Annotated in this window: 17 protein-coding genes; 7 read left to right on the top strand and 10 right to left on the bottom strand. The window is 74.3% G+C overall.

Going from position 1 to position 15,667, the window contains the following annotated elements; genetic code table 11:
* Positions 1–48: 48 nt before the first annotated feature.
* Entirely contained in the window at positions 49–540 is a 492-nt protein-coding gene (locus tag ABB07_RS03855; protein ID WP_208897277.1) for a phosphatase domain-containing protein, read from the top strand.
* 13 nt (positions 541–553) lie between these two features.
* Here ABB07_RS03855 and ABB07_RS03850 read toward each other — a convergent pair whose 3' ends face one another.
* The gene (locus tag ABB07_RS03850) at positions 554–769 is read right to left on the bottom strand and encodes a dodecin (protein WP_208897275.1); all 216 of its coding nucleotides are present in this window, start codon (positions 767–769) and stop codon (positions 554–556) included.
* Positions 770–950: 181 nt separating this feature from the next.
* Here ABB07_RS03850 and ABB07_RS03845 point away from each other — a divergent pair, with 181 nt between their 5' ends.
* Positions 951–2,204 (top strand): extracellular solute-binding protein, encoded by a 1,254-nt coding sequence (locus tag ABB07_RS03845; protein ID WP_208897273.1) that lies wholly within the window; start codon positions 951–953, stop codon positions 2,202–2,204.
* 1 nt (position 2,205) lies between these two features.
* Here ABB07_RS03845 and egtD read toward each other — a convergent pair whose 3' ends face one another.
* The 4 genes from egtD to egtA are packed head-to-tail and all read right to left on the bottom strand — an operon-like array spanning position 2,206 to position 6,609.
* Positions 2,206–3,165 carry an L-histidine N(alpha)-methyltransferase gene (gene egtD, locus ABB07_RS03840; protein WP_208897271.1) on the bottom strand — a complete coding sequence of 320 codons (960 nt, stop codon included), beginning with the start codon at positions 3,163–3,165 and terminating at the stop codon, positions 2,206–2,208.
* Positions 3,162–3,941: an ergothioneine biosynthesis protein EgtC gene (gene egtC, locus ABB07_RS03835; RefSeq protein WP_208897269.1), complete on the bottom strand. Its 780-nt coding sequence runs from the start codon at positions 3,939–3,941 to the stop codon at positions 3,162–3,164. The genes egtD and egtC overlap by 4 nt, the downstream gene beginning before the upstream one ends.
* Positions 3,941–5,278 (bottom strand): ergothioneine biosynthesis protein EgtB, encoded by a 1,338-nt coding sequence (gene egtB, locus ABB07_RS03830; RefSeq protein WP_208897267.1) that lies wholly within the window; start codon positions 5,276–5,278, stop codon positions 3,941–3,943. Before egtB ends, egtC begins: the two co-directional genes overlap by 1 nt.
* On the bottom strand, positions 5,275–6,609 hold the full coding sequence (gene egtA / locus ABB07_RS03825; protein ID WP_208897265.1) for an ergothioneine biosynthesis glutamate--cysteine ligase EgtA: 1,335 nt from the start codon (positions 6,607–6,609) through the stop codon (positions 5,275–5,277). Before egtA ends, egtB begins: the two co-directional genes overlap by 4 nt.
* Positions 6,610–6,887: 278 nt before the next feature.
* Here egtA and ABB07_RS03820 point away from each other — a divergent pair, with 278 nt between their 5' ends.
* The gene (locus tag ABB07_RS03820; RefSeq protein WP_208897263.1) at positions 6,888–7,781 is read left to right on the top strand and encodes a TIGR02452 family protein; all 894 of its coding nucleotides are present in this window, start codon (positions 6,888–6,890) and stop codon (positions 7,779–7,781) included.
* Here ABB07_RS03820 and ABB07_RS03815 read toward each other — a convergent pair.
* Both ABB07_RS03815 and ABB07_RS03810 read right to left on the bottom strand, forming a co-directional pair.
* Positions 7,766–8,212: a type II toxin-antitoxin system PemK/MazF family toxin gene (locus tag ABB07_RS03815; protein WP_208897261.1), complete on the bottom strand. Its 447-nt coding sequence runs from the start codon at positions 8,210–8,212 to the stop codon at positions 7,766–7,768. The genes ABB07_RS03820 and ABB07_RS03815 overlap by 16 nt on opposite strands.
* A 168-nt stretch (positions 8,213–8,380) precedes the next feature.
* A complete protein-coding gene (locus tag ABB07_RS03810; RefSeq protein WP_244189210.1) occupies positions 8,381–8,812 on the bottom strand; it encodes a cupin domain-containing protein in 432 nt (143 codons plus the stop codon).
* Positions 8,813–8,941: 129 nt separating this feature from the next.
* Between ABB07_RS03810 and ABB07_RS03805 the strand changes: the two genes are divergently transcribed.
* Entirely contained in the window at positions 8,942–9,613 is a 672-nt protein-coding gene (locus ABB07_RS03805; protein ID WP_208897259.1) for a helix-turn-helix transcriptional regulator, read from the top strand.
* Positions 9,614–9,677: 64 nt separating this feature from the next.
* Complete coding sequence (locus ABB07_RS03800) at positions 9,678–10,106, top strand: hypothetical protein (protein ID WP_208897257.1); 429 nt, start codon at positions 9,678–9,680, stop codon at positions 10,104–10,106.
* Positions 10,107–10,127: 21 nt separating this feature from the next.
* Here the strand turns inward: ABB07_RS03800 and ABB07_RS03795 are convergent, their stop codons facing one another.
* Together ABB07_RS03795 and ABB07_RS03790 are read right to left on the bottom strand one after the other, a co-directional pair.
* The gene (locus ABB07_RS03795) at positions 10,128–11,549 is read right to left on the bottom strand and encodes an amidase (RefSeq protein WP_208897255.1); all 1,422 of its coding nucleotides are present in this window, start codon (positions 11,547–11,549) and stop codon (positions 10,128–10,130) included.
* Positions 11,550–11,736: 187 nt separating this feature from the next.
* Positions 11,737–13,146, bottom strand: coding sequence for an MFS transporter (locus ABB07_RS03790; RefSeq protein ID WP_208897253.1), 1,410 nt, complete (start codon positions 13,144–13,146; stop codon positions 11,737–11,739).
* A 56-nt stretch (positions 13,147–13,202) separates the two neighbouring features.
* On the opposite strand from ABB07_RS03790, the gene ABB07_RS03785 reads away from it, so the two are divergent.
* Positions 13,203–14,198 carry an ArsR/SmtB family transcription factor gene (locus ABB07_RS03785; RefSeq protein ID WP_208897251.1) on the top strand — a complete coding sequence of 332 codons (996 nt, stop codon included), beginning with the start codon at positions 13,203–13,205 and terminating at the stop codon, positions 14,196–14,198.
* A 121-nt stretch (positions 14,199–14,319) separates the two neighbouring features.
* Here the strand turns inward: ABB07_RS03785 and ABB07_RS03780 are convergent, their stop codons facing one another.
* Positions 14,320–14,883 carry an NAD(P)H-dependent oxidoreductase gene (locus tag ABB07_RS03780; protein ID WP_208897249.1) on the bottom strand — a complete coding sequence of 188 codons (564 nt, stop codon included), beginning with the start codon at positions 14,881–14,883 and terminating at the stop codon, positions 14,320–14,322.
* 101 nt (positions 14,884–14,984) lie between these two features.
* On the opposite strand from ABB07_RS03780, the gene ABB07_RS03775 reads away from it, so the two are divergent.
* The gene (locus ABB07_RS03775; protein WP_208897247.1) at positions 14,985–15,665 is read left to right on the top strand and encodes a TetR/AcrR family transcriptional regulator; all 681 of its coding nucleotides are present in this window, start codon (positions 14,985–14,987) and stop codon (positions 15,663–15,665) included.
* The last annotated feature ends 2 nt before the right edge of the window (positions 15,666–15,667 follow it).

The following is a 15,667-nucleotide window of genomic DNA, read 5'->3' as shown; positions in this document are numbered from 1 at the left end:
GGCGGGCCCGGAATTCCTGGCTCGCCGGCCGCTGGCTAAGGTGGCCCCGTGACCGACAGCAACAGCCGTCCGCTCGCCGTGTTCGACCTGGACAACACCCTCGCCGACACCGCGCACCGGCAGCACTTCCTGGAGGTACGGCCGAAGGACTGGGCCGCGTTCTTCGCCGCCGCGCCCGCGGACCCGCCCCTCGCCGAGGGCATCGCGCTCGCCGTGCGGAGTGCCCGCGAGTGCGAGGTGCTGTATCTCACCGGCCGCCCCGAGCGCTGCCGACGCGACACGCTGGAGTGGCTCGCGGCCCACGGACTGCCCGAGGGGCGGGTGTACATGCGGGGCAATGCCGACCGCAGGCCCGCCCGGTTCACCAAGCTGGAGATCCTGCGCCGGCTCGCCCAGGACCGCGAGATCCGTGTCCTCGTCGACGACGACGAGCTGGTCTGCGACGACGCCGAGCGCGCCGGGTTCACCGTCGTACGCGCCCGCTGGGCCGCGAAGTCCGCGGCGCTCCAGGAGGCTCAGGAGCGGGAGGGCCGTACCTGACGCCGGGCGACGGTCAGTCCGCGTCCTCGATGCGGAAGCCCACCTTCAGCCCCACCTGGTAGTGCTCGATCCGTCCGTTCTCGATCTGGCCGCGGACCTGGGTGACCTCGAACCAGTCCAGGTTGCGCAGCGTCTGGTCGGCGCGGGCGATGCCGTTGCGGATGGCCTGGTCGATGCCCTCGTGCGACGTGCCGACGATCTCGGTGACCCGGTAGGTGTGGTTCGTCATCGGGGTGCTCCTCTCCTGTCACGCCGTACTCCACCGTGCCCCATCCCCGCCGCGGCCGCCCCTTGACCTCCGCATTGGTCCATACCAAAATCCAGCACACCCGTACGAGCGGTACCGCTCGTCCCCCACGTCGGGCCCCCGCACCCTGTCCGCATCCCCGCCAGACAGAACAGGACCCCTCGTGAGACGTCGTCTGCTCGCCCTCGTCTGTGTCACCGGTTCCCTCGTGAGCGCGTGCGGGATGCTCCCGGGCGGCCACGAGCGCAAGACGGTCACCGTGTGGCTGATGAAGGACAGCGCTTCCAAGGAGTTTCTCCAGCGCTTCACCGAGGACTTCGAGCGCACCCACAAGGACCTGCGCCTCGACATCCGCATCCAGCAATGGACCGGCATCGTCGACAAGGTCCGCAAGGCGCTCCAGGACGACTCCGGCCACGGACCCGATGTCATCGAGGTCGGCAACACCCAGGTGCCGCTGTACGCCGACGGCGGCAGGCTCGCCGACCTCACGCTGGAGTCGATGCGCGACTGGGGCAAGGACACCTGGCTGCCGGCCCTCGCCCAGCCCGGCAAGGACGGCAACGCGCAGTACGGCATCCCCTGGTACGCGGCCAACCGCGTCGTCATCTACCGCAAGGACCTGTTCGAGGCGGCCGGCATCACCCGGGTGCCGAAGACCCGCGAGGAGTGGCTCGCCGACACCGAGAAGCTGAACTCCCGCGGCAACCAGGGAATTTATCTGGCCGGCCAGGACTGGTACACCCTCTCGGGGTTCATCTGGGACGAGGGCGGCGACCTCGCCCGGCAGAAGGACTACAAGTGGGAGGGCGCCCTCGACACCCCCGCCGCGCTGCGCGGCATGGACTTCTACCGGCGGCTGCAGGCGCTGGGCCGGGGCCCGGTCGGCGCCGACGAGGAACACCCGCCCCAGGCCGGGGTGTTCGCCGGCGGCAGGGTGGCGCAGATCATCGCCGTACCGGGGCTCGCCCAGTCGATCGTGCGGCAGAACCCCGGTCTGCAGGACGAGCTGGGGTACTTCCCGGTGCCCGGCACGACCGCCGCGCGGCCCGGCACCGTCTTCACCGGCGGCTCGGACCTGGTCGTCCCGGAGAACACCAAGGACCAGTTCGCCGCGACCGCGGTCGTCGGGGCGCTCGTCGGCGCCAAGTGGGACACCGAACTCGCCCGCACCATGAACTACGTGCCCAACAAGAGCACGCTGGCGAGCGCGGTCGCGGGCGAGGAGGGGGTCGCCGCCATGGCCGCGGGCGCGGCACACGGCCGGGCGACCCCCAGCACCCCTCAGTGGGCCGACGTCGAGGCCGACAACCCGATCAAGGAGTACATGACCCGGGTGCTCCAGGGCGCGGACCCGGTGACGGAGGCCCGCCGGGCCTCCGCGAGGATCACCGAGGAACTCACCCCGGACGTGTGACTCACCGCACCACGCTCAACGACAGCGCGAAGCGGCCCTGGGCGTCCGTCCACCAGTGGGTCAACTCAAGCCCGGCGGCCGCCAGTTCGCGGGTCACGCCCTCCTTGCGGAACTTCGCGGAGACCTCGGTGCGCAGCTCCTCGCCGGCCGCGAAGTGCACGGCCAGGTCCAGCGCGGGCACCTTCACGGTCTGCGCGACCCGGGAGCGCAGCCGCATCTCGATCCACTCGCGCCCGGCGTCCCACAGCGCCACATGGTCGAAGGCGTCCGGGTCGAAGTCGGCGTCCAGTTCACGGTTGACGACGGCCAGCACGTTCTTGTTGAACGCGGCCGTCACCCCGGCCGCGTCGTCGTACGCCCGGACCAGCACCCGCTCGTCCTTGACCAGGTCCGTGCCGAGCAGCAGCCCGTCGCCGGGGGCGAGCAGGGAGCGTACGGAGGCCAGGAAGCCGGCCCGTTCGGCGGGCAGCAGGTTGCCGATCGTGCCGCCGAGGAAGGCCACCAGCCGGGGGCCGGGCGTCTCGGGCAGGGCCAGCGGGGCGGTGAAGTCCGCGATCAGCGCGTGGACGTCCAGGCCCGGGCGCTCCGCGACGAGCGCCTGCCCGGCCTGGGTGAGGGCGCTCTCGCTGACGTCGACCGGGACGTACGCCCCGGGCGAGAGCGCGTCGAGGAGATAGCGGGTCTTCTCCGAGGAGCCGGAGCCGAGTTCGACCAGCGTGCGGGCGCCGCTCGCCGCGGCGATCTCGCCGGACCGGCCGGCCAGGATCTCCCGCTCGGCGCGCGTGGGGTAGTACTCGGGCAGCTCGGTGATCTGCTCGAACAGCTCGCTGCCGCGGGCGTCGTAGAACCACTTGGGCGGCAGCCGTTTGGGGTGGACGGTGAGGCCGTGCAGGACGTCGGCGCGCAACGCCGCGTCCGTCGCGTCCTCGGGGAGTGTGCGGGTGACGTGCAGGGGGCTCACGTACAGGGCTCCTTCGTTGGTGCGGCCGCCGGATCCTCCAGCGGTGCGAGCAGCACGCCGGCGCGGCTCGCGGTGAGCACGGTGCGGTCGGGGACCTCCTGCCAGAGGGGGTCGTCGTCGTAGGGCTCGGAGGCGACGACCGTGCTCCGGCCGGGCTCCGTGCGGTACCAGAGGGTGTCGCCCCAGGCGGTGGCGGCGATCGTCGTGCCGTCCGTCAGCAGCAGGTTCAGCCGGGAGGCCGGGGCCGCCCCGGCCAGCTGACGAACCGTTTCGCCGAGGGCCTGGTCGAGTTCGTCGCCGCCGCGCAGCCGGTGCAGGACCAGCGCCCACACGAACGCCGAGTCGGTACGGGCCTGCAGCGACAGCAGCTCGACCGGGGGCAGGGCGGAGACCAGCGGGGCGACCGAGTCGGGCCAGCCCGCGAGGGCGCCGTTGTGGCTGAACAGCCACCGGCCCGAGGCGAAGGGCGCCGCGGCGGCCTCGGCGTCGGCGCCCGCGAGCGTCGCGTCCCGTACGGCGGCGAGGACGCACCCGGAGCGCACCACCCGCGCCAGGTCCGCGAAGGACAGGTCCGCCCAGATCGGCCCGGCGCGCCGGTAGCGGGCCGGGACGGGGTCGTCGGGGGCGTACCAGCCGACCCCGAAACCATCGGCGTTGACCGTCCCGTAGCGCTGCCGCCGGGGCGCCCACGACTGGCGCAGCAGGCTGTGTTCCGGCTCCACGAGGATCCGGCCGAGCGGTGCCTCGGGCCCCAGGTAGGCCAGGTGACGGCACATCAGACGGCCTCCGAGCGGGCGGTGCGGAACCCGGAGAAGATCTGCCGCCGGATCGGGTGGTCCCAGTTGCGGAACGTCCCCCGGCAGGCCACCGGGTCCACGGCGAACGAGCCGCCGCGCAGCACCTTGTAGTCGGAGCCGAAGAACACCTCCGAGTACTCCTTGTACGGGAAGGCCTGGAAGCCCGGGTACGGCAGGAAGTCGCTCGCCGTCCACTCCCACACGTCACCGATCAACTGCCGTACGCCGAGCGGTGACTCACCGGCCGGGTAGCTGCCGGCGGGTGCGGGCCTGAGGTGCCGCTGGCCCAGGTTGGCGTGCTGCGGTGCCGGGTCCGCGTCGCCCCACGGGTAGCGCAGGGAGCGGCCGGTGGCCGGGTCGTGCCGGGCGGCCTTCTCCCACTCCGCCTCGGTGGGCAGCCGCCGCCCGGCCCAGCGGGCGTAGGCATCTGCCTCGTACCAGCACACGTGCAGCACCGGCTCGTCCGGCGGGACCGCCTCGGTGAGCCCGAAGCGGCGCCGCAGCCAGTGGTCGCCGTCCCGGCGCCAGAACAGCGGCGCGGTGATCGCGTGCCGCCTGATGTGCGCCCAGCCCTCCGGCGTCCACCAGCGCTCGGTGTCGTAGCCGCCGTCCTCGATGAACGCCTGGTACGCCGCGTTCGTCACCGGCGTGGTGTCGATCCAGAACGGCGCCACCTCCCGCGCGTGCGCCGGGCGTTCGTTGTCCAGCGCCCACGGCTCGGCCGAGGTGCCCATGGTGAACGGCCCCCCGGGGACGAGGACTTCGGCCGGGCCGGTGAACAGCGGGGCCGGCTCCGGGTCCGGGGCGGTGAGGGCCTGCGGGCCCCTCCTGAGCTGATGGGTGATCAGCATGGTCTCGTCGTGCTGCTGTTCGTGCTGGGCGATCATCCCGAAGGCGAATCCGGCCTCGGTCAGCCGGGTGCCGTGGAAGTCGGCCTTCTCCAGCAGGTCCATCACCCGGCCGCGCACCTCGGCCGCGTAGTGCCGGGCCTCGGCGGGCGGCAGCAGCGGCAGCGAGGGGCGCTCGGCCCGCGGGTGCTCGAAGGCGTCGTACAGGCTGTCGATCTCGGGCCGCATGGCGTCCCGGCCGCCGACCGCCCGGAGCAGCCACAGCTCCTCCTGGTTGCCGATGTGCGCGAGGTCCCACACCAGCGGGGACATCAGCGGCGAGTGCTGGGCGGTCAGGTCGGGCTCCTCGACGCAACTGGTCAGCAGCGTGGTGCGGTCCCGTGCGGTGGTGAGGGAGGCCAGCACCCGCTCGCGCAGCGTCTCGGTGTCCGCCTCGGTCGTCTCGGTGTCGGTCTCGGGGGCGGTCATGTGCGGATGTCCTTCCTCCCGTGGGCGGTGCGGCCGGACCGGTGCGCCGGCAGGCCCCTGCCCGCCGGCCGGTCCAGCAGGTCGTCGGCCGGGCAGCGGCCCCGGGCGACATAGCGGTCCAGATACGCGGCCACCGCGCCGGTCACCTCGGCGGTGGCGCCGAGCCGGGGCAGGGCCTGGAGCGCCGCCGCGAAACACACGGCGGCGACCTCGCGCAGCTCCGGGTCGGCGAGACCGAGGCGGGCCGCGTCGGTCCACAGCGGATTGTGCGGGGCGGGCAGGTTCAGGGCCCGTTCCGCGAGGCGCTTGACGCTCCGGTACGCCGTCTCGGCGGCCGCCGGGTCGTCGAACAGCGCCGCCGTCACCGCGAGCGGCACGATCCAGCCGTCGTCGCCGGGCTGCGCGTCGATCATCCGCAGCTCCAGGTGGCCCCGCGGCCGGACCGGCGGGAACAGCGTGGTCAGGTGGTACTCCAGGTCCGCCCGGGTGGGCGGCCGGGGCGACCGGGAACGGGTCCACTCCCGGAAGGTGAGCCCCTCGGGCACCTCCCACGGCCCGCTGTCCCGGCGTACACACATCACCGGGGAGTCGAGCACGTGCCGGGCCCACGCGGCGCGCGGCTCGCCGTCCAGCGGGGGAGCGCCCGCGCGTCCGGCGCCGATCTCCATCCACATCAGCTGCCGGCTGGACCGCCAGCCCGTGGGCTCGCGGCCGATCAGCGGGGAGTTGGCGAACGCGGCCACCAGGACCGCCCCCAGCTGATGGGCCAGCCACCAGCGGCGCCGGTACCCGAGCGGGCCGGGCTCCTCGTGGCCGGCGTCCACGCAGACCTGCACGGAGGCGGAGGCGCACATCATGTGCCGGCCGGCCGGACCGGTGCGGTCCAGGCAGGCCTCCATCGCGTCGTAGCGCGGCTCGTGCAGGAACCGGCGGGGGGCGTGCCAGGGGTCGTGGCCGATGCCGACCAGACCGAGGCCTTCCTCGGCGAGGACGGCGCGGACGGTGGCCAGGTCGGCGGAGACGGTGCCGATGCACTCCATCAGGGAGGCGGCGGGCGGCGAGCTCAGCTCCAGCTGGCCGCCGGGCTCCACGGTGAGCGGCGAGCGCAGGGGCAGGGCCCGCAGCGCGGCGTACACCGCTTGGAGTCGTTCGGGTGTCACGGGGAGCTGCGGGGCGCGCAGCTCATGGACGAGCCACTCCAGTTCGACACCGAGCGCGCGGGGCGGCCCGGTCTTGAAGCAGATGCCCCGGACCAGGGCCTCCACCTCGGCTTCGGCGACGGCGGTGCGGTGGTCCGTACAGTCGCCACCGTCGCTCTGTGAATCGGACATGTCGGGATCCTCCTGAGATTCCACCATGCCACCGGCCCCGTTCGGACGCGGGGCCGGTCAGGCGCGCGTTCCACCCAAGACCCTCGAGCCGATTCGCACAAGGGTGCCCCTCGGTACGTTCCGGTTCGGTCATCTCCGTTTCCGTACGCGTTCTCCGGACCGTTCCGGGGGCGGGAAACTCCGTTGCACCGCATCACCAGCATCACTCAGGATGCGTGCATGAGCACGACGGGGGAGACCGCGCAGGCCGCGGACACGGCGCCCACGGGGGTGGCGCCATGAGCGCGCGCCTGCGCGGGATCGCCGCGGAGACGGAAGCGATCGTGGCCGCGGGCCGGTACCGCGCGCCGGACGGCCGTGAGGTGTCCCTCGCGGCGGAGATCGAGGCCGCGCGGGCCGGTACGCGGATGTTCGGTCCGGAACCGGTCTCCGTCCCGGAACGGGTCTCCGTCCCGGAACCGGTCTCCGTCCCGGAACCGGATTCCCGGGCGGCCGCCGGTACCGTCTTCGAGGTCACCGGGGAGAGCAGCCTGGAGGCCGCCCGCCGGCTGGCCGGGGCCCCGGTCGCCGTCCTGAACTTCGCCTCCGCGCGCAATCCCGGCGGCGGCTATCTGAACGGCGCGCAGGCGCAGGAGGAGGCCCTGTGCCGCGCCTCCGCGCTGTACGCCTGCCTGCTGGCGGCCCGCCCCTTCTACGACCACCACCGCGCCCACCGCGACCCCTTCTACACGGACCGGGTGATCCACTCCCCGGCCGTGCCGGTCTTCCGCGACGACCGGGGCCGGCTGCTGGCCGAGCCGTACCTCGCGGGCTTCCTGACCGCCGCCGCCCCCAACGCGGGTGTCGTACGGCGTACGGAACCACGGCGGGCCGCCGAACTGCCGGGCGCGCTCGCCGTGCGGGCCGAGCGCGTCCTGGAGACGGCCGCCGCGCACGGCTACGGCCGCCTGGTGCTCGGCGCCTGGGGCTGCGGGGTGTTCCGGAACGAACCGGTGCAGGTCGCGGGCGCGTTCCGGGCCCTGCTCGGTCCCGGCGGCCGGTTCGCCGGGACGTTCGCGCACGTGGTGTTCGGGATCCTGGACAGGACCCCGGGTACGGCGGTGCGGGAGGCGTTCGTCAAGGCGTTCCCGGCCGCGACCGGCGCGCCGCGCGCGGGTCAGGTCCAGCCGTAGCGCTCGTGCAGCCGCTGCCGGACGAGGTTGAAGCGCATCCGGTCCAGCGCGCACGCCTCCCGGCGCATGCCCTCCTCGTGGAGCCGCAGGACGCGGTCCACGTCCACCCATGAGTCGCGGCCCGACCGGTCCCACGGCCCGCTGCCGATCGCGACCCACTCCCGGTCGCGGTCGTGCCGCTTGCTGGACAGCTGTACGGCCAGCAGCGTGCCGGTGGCCTCCCGGGCGACGACCAGCACCGGGCGGTCCTTGCCCCGGCCGTCGTTCTCCTCGAACGGCACCCAGGTCCACACGATCTCGCCGGGGTCCGGGTCGCCGTCATGGGCCGGGGAGTACTCGGTGCGCACCCGGCCGACCGCGCGCGGGTCGGCCTCGGAGGTCGCGTGGGGGCCGTGGCGGCCGGGGACGTTCTCATCGGTAAACGTGGTCACGGGGGCACCCTAATGGGCGGCTCGCGGGGTGCAAGGGGCGCCTGCCGTGAGGGCGTTGCCGAGGCGGCCGCACGGACCGGGACGGCCGGTGAGTACCCGGTGGCCGCTGGGGAAGGCGGGCCGGTGAGTACCTGGTGGCCCGGGCCTGGAAGGCCGGTGGAGTGGGTGTCAGGTGCCGGGGCGGGTGCCGATGCGCATTCCCGGGCGGCGCTGATGCACGGTCACATAGGTCAGGCCCGCCTCGCCGGCGGTGATGCTGCGCGGTGCGCCGTGCGGCAGCCAGGCCAGGGCGCCCTCCGTGAGGGGCCGCGGTTCGTCGGCGTGGCCCGCGCCGAGCACGCCGTCCCCGGAGACGACCAGGAGCATCACGTCCAGCTGTGTCTCGGTGTGCGCCGTGATCCGGTCGCCGGGGGCGAGCCGGACCACGTTGGCGTCCAGCTGCCGTCCGCTCTCGGCGAGCTTCCACAGCACCCCGCCCGGCAGCGGCGGACACTCCGCCAGGGCCCGGGTGTCGCACAGCACCCGGGCTTCGTCCACCTCGTCCGCCTCGTGCGCGGTGCGGCCGGCCGGCCCGGTGCCGGTCGCGGAACGCGACGTCATCTGGTGTTCCCCTCGACTCTTCCGTTTCCCCGTGGACACGTACCCACTGCTGACCCTGGATGTCCACTCTACAATTAATACATGTAGGCTTCGTGAAAAATCAGCGCAGGTGGGAGCGGAGGTTCGCAGATGACCACGCGGGAGAGCCCGCGCCGCCGGGAGGTGCTCGACGTACTGCGCGCCGCACCCTCGCCGCTCGGCGTCGCCGAGACGGCCGAGCGGGTGGGCGTCCACCCGAACACCGTGCGGTTCCATCTGGACACCCTGGTGGCCCAGGGCCTGGTCGAGCGCCGGGCCGAGCCGTCCCCGGGACCGGGCCGGCCCCGCACCGTCTACACCGCGCGTCCCGGCATGGACCGCGGCGGCGTGCGTGACTACCGGCTGCTCGCGCGCATCCTGCTCAGCCGGTGGGCGTCCGCCGACCCGGCGGCGGCGCGGGAGGAGGCCATGCGGACGGGCCGGGCGTGGGGCGGCCACCTGGTGCAGCCGCCGCCCCCGTCCGAGGCACCGACGGCAGACGGCTCGGTGGCCGTACTTCTCGCTCTGCTGGGCGACTTGGGCTTCGCCCCACAGGCGGAGGGAGCGGACAAGCCCGGCGGGCCGCCCCGGCGGATCCGGCTACGGCACTGTCCCTTCCTGGAACTGGCCGAGGAACACGGCGCGTTGGTGTGTCCGCTCCACCTGGGCCTGATGCAGGGCGCGTTGGCCCGGCTGGACGCCCCGCTGACCGCCACCGGCCTGGAGCCCTTCGCCGAACCCGGCGCCTGCGTGGCCCACTTGACCGCCACCCGGGCCGCATAGCCGAGGTCGCTCCCTCTCCTGCACGTACCGCACCGCCGCCCCCGGCGGAGAAAGGCCCCCGCACATGAACGTCACGTCCGCCGCCACCGCGAGCGCGGTCACCTTCGTCTGGCTCGGCATGGTGCTGGCGATCTCCTTCCTGGAGGCGCCGCTGAAGTTCCGTGCCCCGGGCGTGACCATCCCGGTCGGCCTCGGCATAGGCCGGCTGGTCTTCCGCGCGCTGAACGCCGTGGAGGCGGTGCTGGCCGTCGTCGTCATCGCCGCGATCGCCGTGGGCGGCGCCCCGGCCGGGATCACGGCGCTGACCGGGATCGTCGCCGTACTGCTCCTCGCCCAGCTGGCCGCCGTCCGGCCCTGCCTCAACCGCCGTTCCGACCGGATCCTCGCGGGCGAGGAACTGCCCCGCTCCCGCAGCCACTTCTGGTACGTGGGCCTGGAACTCCTGAAGGTCGTCGTGCTGATGGCCCTGGGCATCGGCCTGCTCACGGTGTGACGCCGCAAGGCCGTCCGGCCGTCAGGCGGCGCGTGGCGCCGAGGCGGGCTCCGGCGGCCACCGGTCGTGCCAGTGCAGCTCCGCCTCCAGCTGGGCGGCGACGGACACCAGCAGCGGTTCGCTGTTGGCCGGGCCGAGCAGCTGGGCACCGACCGGGAGGCCGTCCCCGGCGAACCCGGCGGGCACGTTCACGCCCGGCCAGCCCAGCACGTTCCACGGCCAGGCGTACGGGCAGGCGGCGATCATCGCCCGGTCGGTGGCCAGCCCGCCGAGCCGGGAGAAGGCGCCGATCCGGGGCGGGGGAGCGGCCGTCGTGGGCGCGAGGACCACGTCGTACGACGCGAAGAACCGGCCGATCCGCCGGTGCAGCACCGCCTCCGCACGCCGGGCCACCCGGAGCGGGGCCCCGCCGAGCAGCCGGCCGAGCCGGGCCGCGTCCCGGGTGCGCGGATCGAGCAGCGCGGGGTCGGGCGCCTCGCGGACGTACTCGGCGATACCGGCGGTGGCGCGCGGCACGAAGGTCAGCCCGATCTGCCCGTACGGCGGGTCGGCCTCCTCCACGTCGTGCCCCAACTCGGCGAGTTTCCCGGCGAGTTCGAGGACCCGGGCGCGGATCTCCGGGTGCAGCCGGGCCGGTACGGCGGTGAACGGCGGCTTCAGGGACAGGGCGACGCGCAGCCGGCCCGGGTCGCGGCCGACCGCGTCCGCCACCGTCAGGGCGGGCGGCCGGTGCGGGTCGCGCTCGTGGTTGCCGCTCGCCGCGTCCAGCAGCAGGGCCGCGTCGGCGACCGTCCGGGCGAGGGTGCCGTTGACCGTGATGCCCTGGAAGGCCTCACCGCGCGGCCAGGTGGAGACACGGCCCCGCTGCGGCTTGATGCCGACCAGACCGGTCCAGGCCGCGGGGATGCGCACCGAGCCGGCGCCGTCGGAGCCGAGCGCCGCGGGGACGAGCCCGGCCGCGACGGCGGCGGCCGAGCCCCCCGACGAACCCCCGGGCGTGTGCCCGGGGTGCCAGGGGTTGCGGGTGTCCCCGAACGCGGGTCCCTCGGTGAACGGCCACTGCCCCAGCTCGCAGGTGTTGGTCTTGCCGACGATCACGGCGCCGGCCGCGCGCAGCCGCCGTACCGCCTCCCCGTCCTCGGCGGCCGCGGGGAACTCGCCGGGGCAGCCGAACGCGGTCGGCTCCCCGGCCACGTCCATGTCGTCCTTCACCGCCACCGGCACCCCGAGCAGCGGGCGCCGCGCCCCGTCGGCCAACTCCCGGTCGGCGGCGTCCGCTTCGGCGAGCGCGGCCTCGGCCCGCACGATCCGGAAGGCGTTCAACGTGCCCTGCGCGGCCTCGATCCGGGCCAGCGCCCGCTCTACCAACGCACGCGAGGTCACCTCCCCTTCGGCGAGCGCACGCCGCGTCTCCATGAGTCCGGCGGAACGGTCGTGCGTCATGGGCGGGCACCTCCGGGAGACTCCGGGACCTGTGTCTACCGAACGGTAACGTCAGGATCGAGCTGTTGTACGGGTTTCGCCGGGATGCCGGTCAGGTGGTGGGAGCGCGGGGCTCCCCGGCGGTTCCGGCGCGGGGCGGGGTCACGTCACCGCCGGGCGTCCGGGTGCGGTGCCCGGCGGGCCACTGTCAAGGCGTCGGCGGGCCACCGGCAAGGCGCCGGCGGGCCGTCTCGGCGGCCGCCCGTGCGGGAGTCACGCCTTCGCGTTCCGCGGTGTCGAGCAGTTCCGCGACGGTCTGTTCGATGGCCAGGACCCGGCTGCGGGCTTCGTCGGGTCCGACGCGGTGTTCCAGCAGGTCAGCAACACCACCCCCGCACCCCTGCCCTCCTGATCCGGAGCCGGCCGAGGTCCGCCGGGCGGTCCGTGCGCCCAGGTGCCGTACCAGCCCCAGCCCGGTCAGCAGGGCGGCCAGAGCGCACACCCCGGTCCAGCCGTACCCCGCGTACGCCCGGGAGCCGAGCCAGGAACCGAGGCCGCCGCCCAGGTAGGCGCAGGTCATGTAGGCGGTGTTGAGGCGGCTGCGGACGTCCGCGCCGAGGGCGTAGACGCGCACCTGGTTGGCGACCATGCCGGACTGCATGCCGACGTCCAGCAGCAGCGTGCCCGCCACCAGGGAGACCAGGCCGGGGGTGCCGCCGAGGCCGCCGAGGGCGAGGATCGCCGCGGAGGCGAGGACCAGCAGGAAGCAGACCACGTTCACCGCGTCGGCGCCGCACCGGTCCACCAGCCGGCCCGCGACCGGCGTGACGAGCATGGTCACCGCGTTGACCAGCGCCAGCAGCCCCACCGCGTCCGCGCCGAGGCCGTACACCGGGCCCGTCAGCAGCAGCGCCACCCCGGTCCACACGGCGGAGAAGCCGGCGAACACCGTCGCCTGGTGGAACGAGGAGCGGCGCAGGGCCGGTTCGGTGCACAGCAGGCGGACCGGCTCGGTCAGCAGCCGCGGGTAGCGCTGCCGGGACGGCGGTGCCGTGGCCGGGAGCGCGCGGGCCAGCAGCAGCGCCACCGCGAGGGTGAGCAGGGCCGCCAGGACGTACGGCGCCCGCCAGCCCAGCCGGTCGCCGAGGGCGCCGCCGGCCGTCCGGGACAGCAGCATGCCCGCGAGGGCCCCGCTCAGCAGCGTGCCGCCCGCCAGGCCCCGCCGCTCCGGCGGCACCAGACCGGCCGCCAGCGGGCCGGCCAGCGGGGCGATCACCGTGCTCGCGCCGACCAGCACGCTCGCCGCGAGCAGCGGCGGCAGCGCGGGCGCGGCGGCAGCGGCGCACAGGCCGAGGCCGGTCAGGCAGAGCAGGGTGACCAGCAGCGGGCGGGGCGGCAGCCGGTCGCCGAGCGGGACGAGCAGGAAGATGCCGGCGGCGTACCCGAACTGGGTCGCGGTGACCACCCCGGCCGCCGCGCCGGGGGAGACGCCGAGGCCCGCCGCCACGAGCGGCGCGACGGCCTGCGGAAAGTACACGTTGCCGACCGCGACCCCGCAGGCCAGCGCCAGCAGCGGAACGAGGCGCGGAGTACGCTGCCCGGTGTGGTGATCCGTCATGTGCCGAAGTCCACGCCCCGCGCGGGCGGTTGGCGAAGGATGTAGCCGGGGGCTAAATGATCAGCTTCCGGCTCGGGGCCGACGACCTCGCCGACACCCGGTTCGCCATCTCCCCGCTCAGCCAGCTCATGGAGAGCCTGCGCGTACTGCGCGCGCCCGCCCTGCACCTCCTGCACCGCGACTGGCGCCGCCGCGTGCTCGCCGCCCTCGACCCCGCCGATCTGCCCCTGCTGTCGGCCCTCGTCGGTCCGGCCCTGGCGCTGCCCGACTTCCTGACCCCCCGCCCCACCGGCTACGCCCCCACCCTGGACGAGGAGTTGACCGTCGTACGGGCCACGCCCCCGCAGGTCGTACGGGGCGATCTGCGCGCCGCGCACGCCCCGCGTCCGCTCCCCGGCGCGCTGCGGCGGGCCACCGCGCCCGGCGACGGCCCGGTCCTCGAACTCCTCGACGCCCTCTGCTCGTTGCTGCACCGCTACTGGCAGACGGCCCTGCTGCCCCACTGGCCCCGGATCCGGCTGGTGCTGGAGGCCGACATCACCCATCGCGCGGGCCTGCTGGCCACCGGCGGCGCGGGGGCGCTGTTGTCCGGTCTGCATCCCAACCTCGGCTGGCGGAACGGCGTCCTGACCGTCGACAGGATGATCGGCCGGCACGCGGTCGACGGCGCCGGGCGGGGGCTGCGGCTGGTCCCCTCGGTGTTCGCACACAAGCCGGCGCCCCCGATCAGCGCCGACGCGCCGCCGATGCTCGCCTACCCGGGCCGGGGCACCGCCACGCTGTGGGAACCGGAACCCGCGCCCGACGCCGACGCCCTCACCGCGCTGCTCGGCGCACCGCGCACCACCCTGCTGCGGCTGCTCGCGGAACCCCTGCCCACCGTGGAACTGGCCCGCCGGCTGGGCGTGACCCCCAGCGCCGTCTCCCAGCACCTGCGGGTCCTCGACGCCACCGGCCTCGTCACCCGCGCCCGGGACGGCCGCAGGGTGCTGTACCGGCGCAGCACGCTGGCCGAGCGCTTGGTCACCCGCCGGGGTGACGCGGGCGGCTGACAGTTGGCGGCCGACGGCGGACGGCTGACGGCTGACGGCTGACGGTTGGCGGCTCCGGCCATGCGAACGCGGAAAGGGGCCGGACGGGATCCGGCCCCTTCGCATGCTGCGTGCGGACGGCTCAGGCGGCCGCGACCTCGCCCACGTTGCCGTGCAGACGGGCGACGACCTCGGTCAGCTGGGCGGCGACCTCGGCGTCGTCGACCGGGTGAGTCTCGGCGAAGCGGGTCAGGGAGCCCGGGATGGACAGCTTGATGTCCTCGATGACCTTGCCGCCGGCGATGCCCACGGCCTTGCGGGCCTCGTCCTGCGCCCAGACGCCGCCGTACTGGCCGAAGGCGGTGCCGATCACGGCGACGGGCTTGCCGCCGAAGGCGCCGGCGCCGTACGGGCGGGACAGCCAGTCGATGGCGTTCTTCAGGACGGCCGGGATGGTGCCGTTGTACTCGGGGGAGAAGAGCAGGAAGGCGTCGGCGGCCTGCGCGGCCTCGCGCAGCTTGGCGGCGGCGGCCGGGACGCTGCCCTCGACGTCGATGTCCTCGTTGTAGAAGGGGACGTCGCCCAGGCCCTCGTGCACCACGACCTCGGCGCCCTCCGGAGCGAGCTTGACGGCGGCCTCGGCGAGCTGGCGGTTGGTCGAACCGGCACGAAGGCTGCCGACGAGCGCGAGGATGCGAACAGACATGGGGACTCCAAGGAGGCTGAAACATCGCCGTTACGAACCGGACCGAGGTCCGGTTTAAGTTTGTAGCACTCTAAGCGGACCGTGGTCCAGTTTTGTTCCCGATGCTTTACGCTGTCTTCATGTCCCGCGCGCTGCCGCCCTTCCCGTCGCCTCAAGAACCCCTCGACGCGCCTCAGTTGCTCGAGGTCGGCATGGGGCCCGAGGAACCGTGCCTGCGGGCCGACGCCGCGCGCAACCGGGCCCGCCTGCTGGAGGCCGCCGCGCGGCTGATCGCGGAGCACGGGGTGGCCGGGGTGACCATGGAAGCGGTCGCGGCGGCGGCCCAGGTGGGCAAGGGCACGGTCTTCCGCCGCTTCGGCGACCGGACGGGACTGCTGATGGCCCTGCTCGACCACTCGGACCGGAAGCTGCAGGCCGACTTCCTGGGCGGGCCCCCGCCGCTGGGGCCCGGAGCGCTGCCCCTGGAGCGTCTGCGGGCGTTCGGCGTGGCGGTGCTGTACCGCAGGGTCGAACAGCTCGACCTGTTCCTGGCCGCCCAGACGGAACCGACCCGCCGGTTCTCCCACCCCGCGGTCACCGCGCTGCGCACGCACGTCACGATGCTGCTGCGGCAGATCGTGCCGGACGCCGACTGCGAACTGCTCTCCCAGACCCTGCTCAACTCGCTCGACCCCGCCCTGATCCACCACCAGACCAGGCAGTGCGGGATGCCCATGGAGCGGCTGGAGGCCGGCTGGATCGACCTGGTCGCCCGCGTCACCGGCACGAGACCGCCCCGCTGAGC

Origin of the sequence: Streptomyces incarnatus (assembly GCF_001027185.1) — a bacterium.
GTDB classification, from domain to species: Bacteria; Actinomycetota; Actinomycetes; order Streptomycetales; family Streptomycetaceae; genus Streptomyces; species Streptomyces puniciscabiei.
This window is presented reverse-complemented; position numbering and strand designations above follow the sequence as displayed.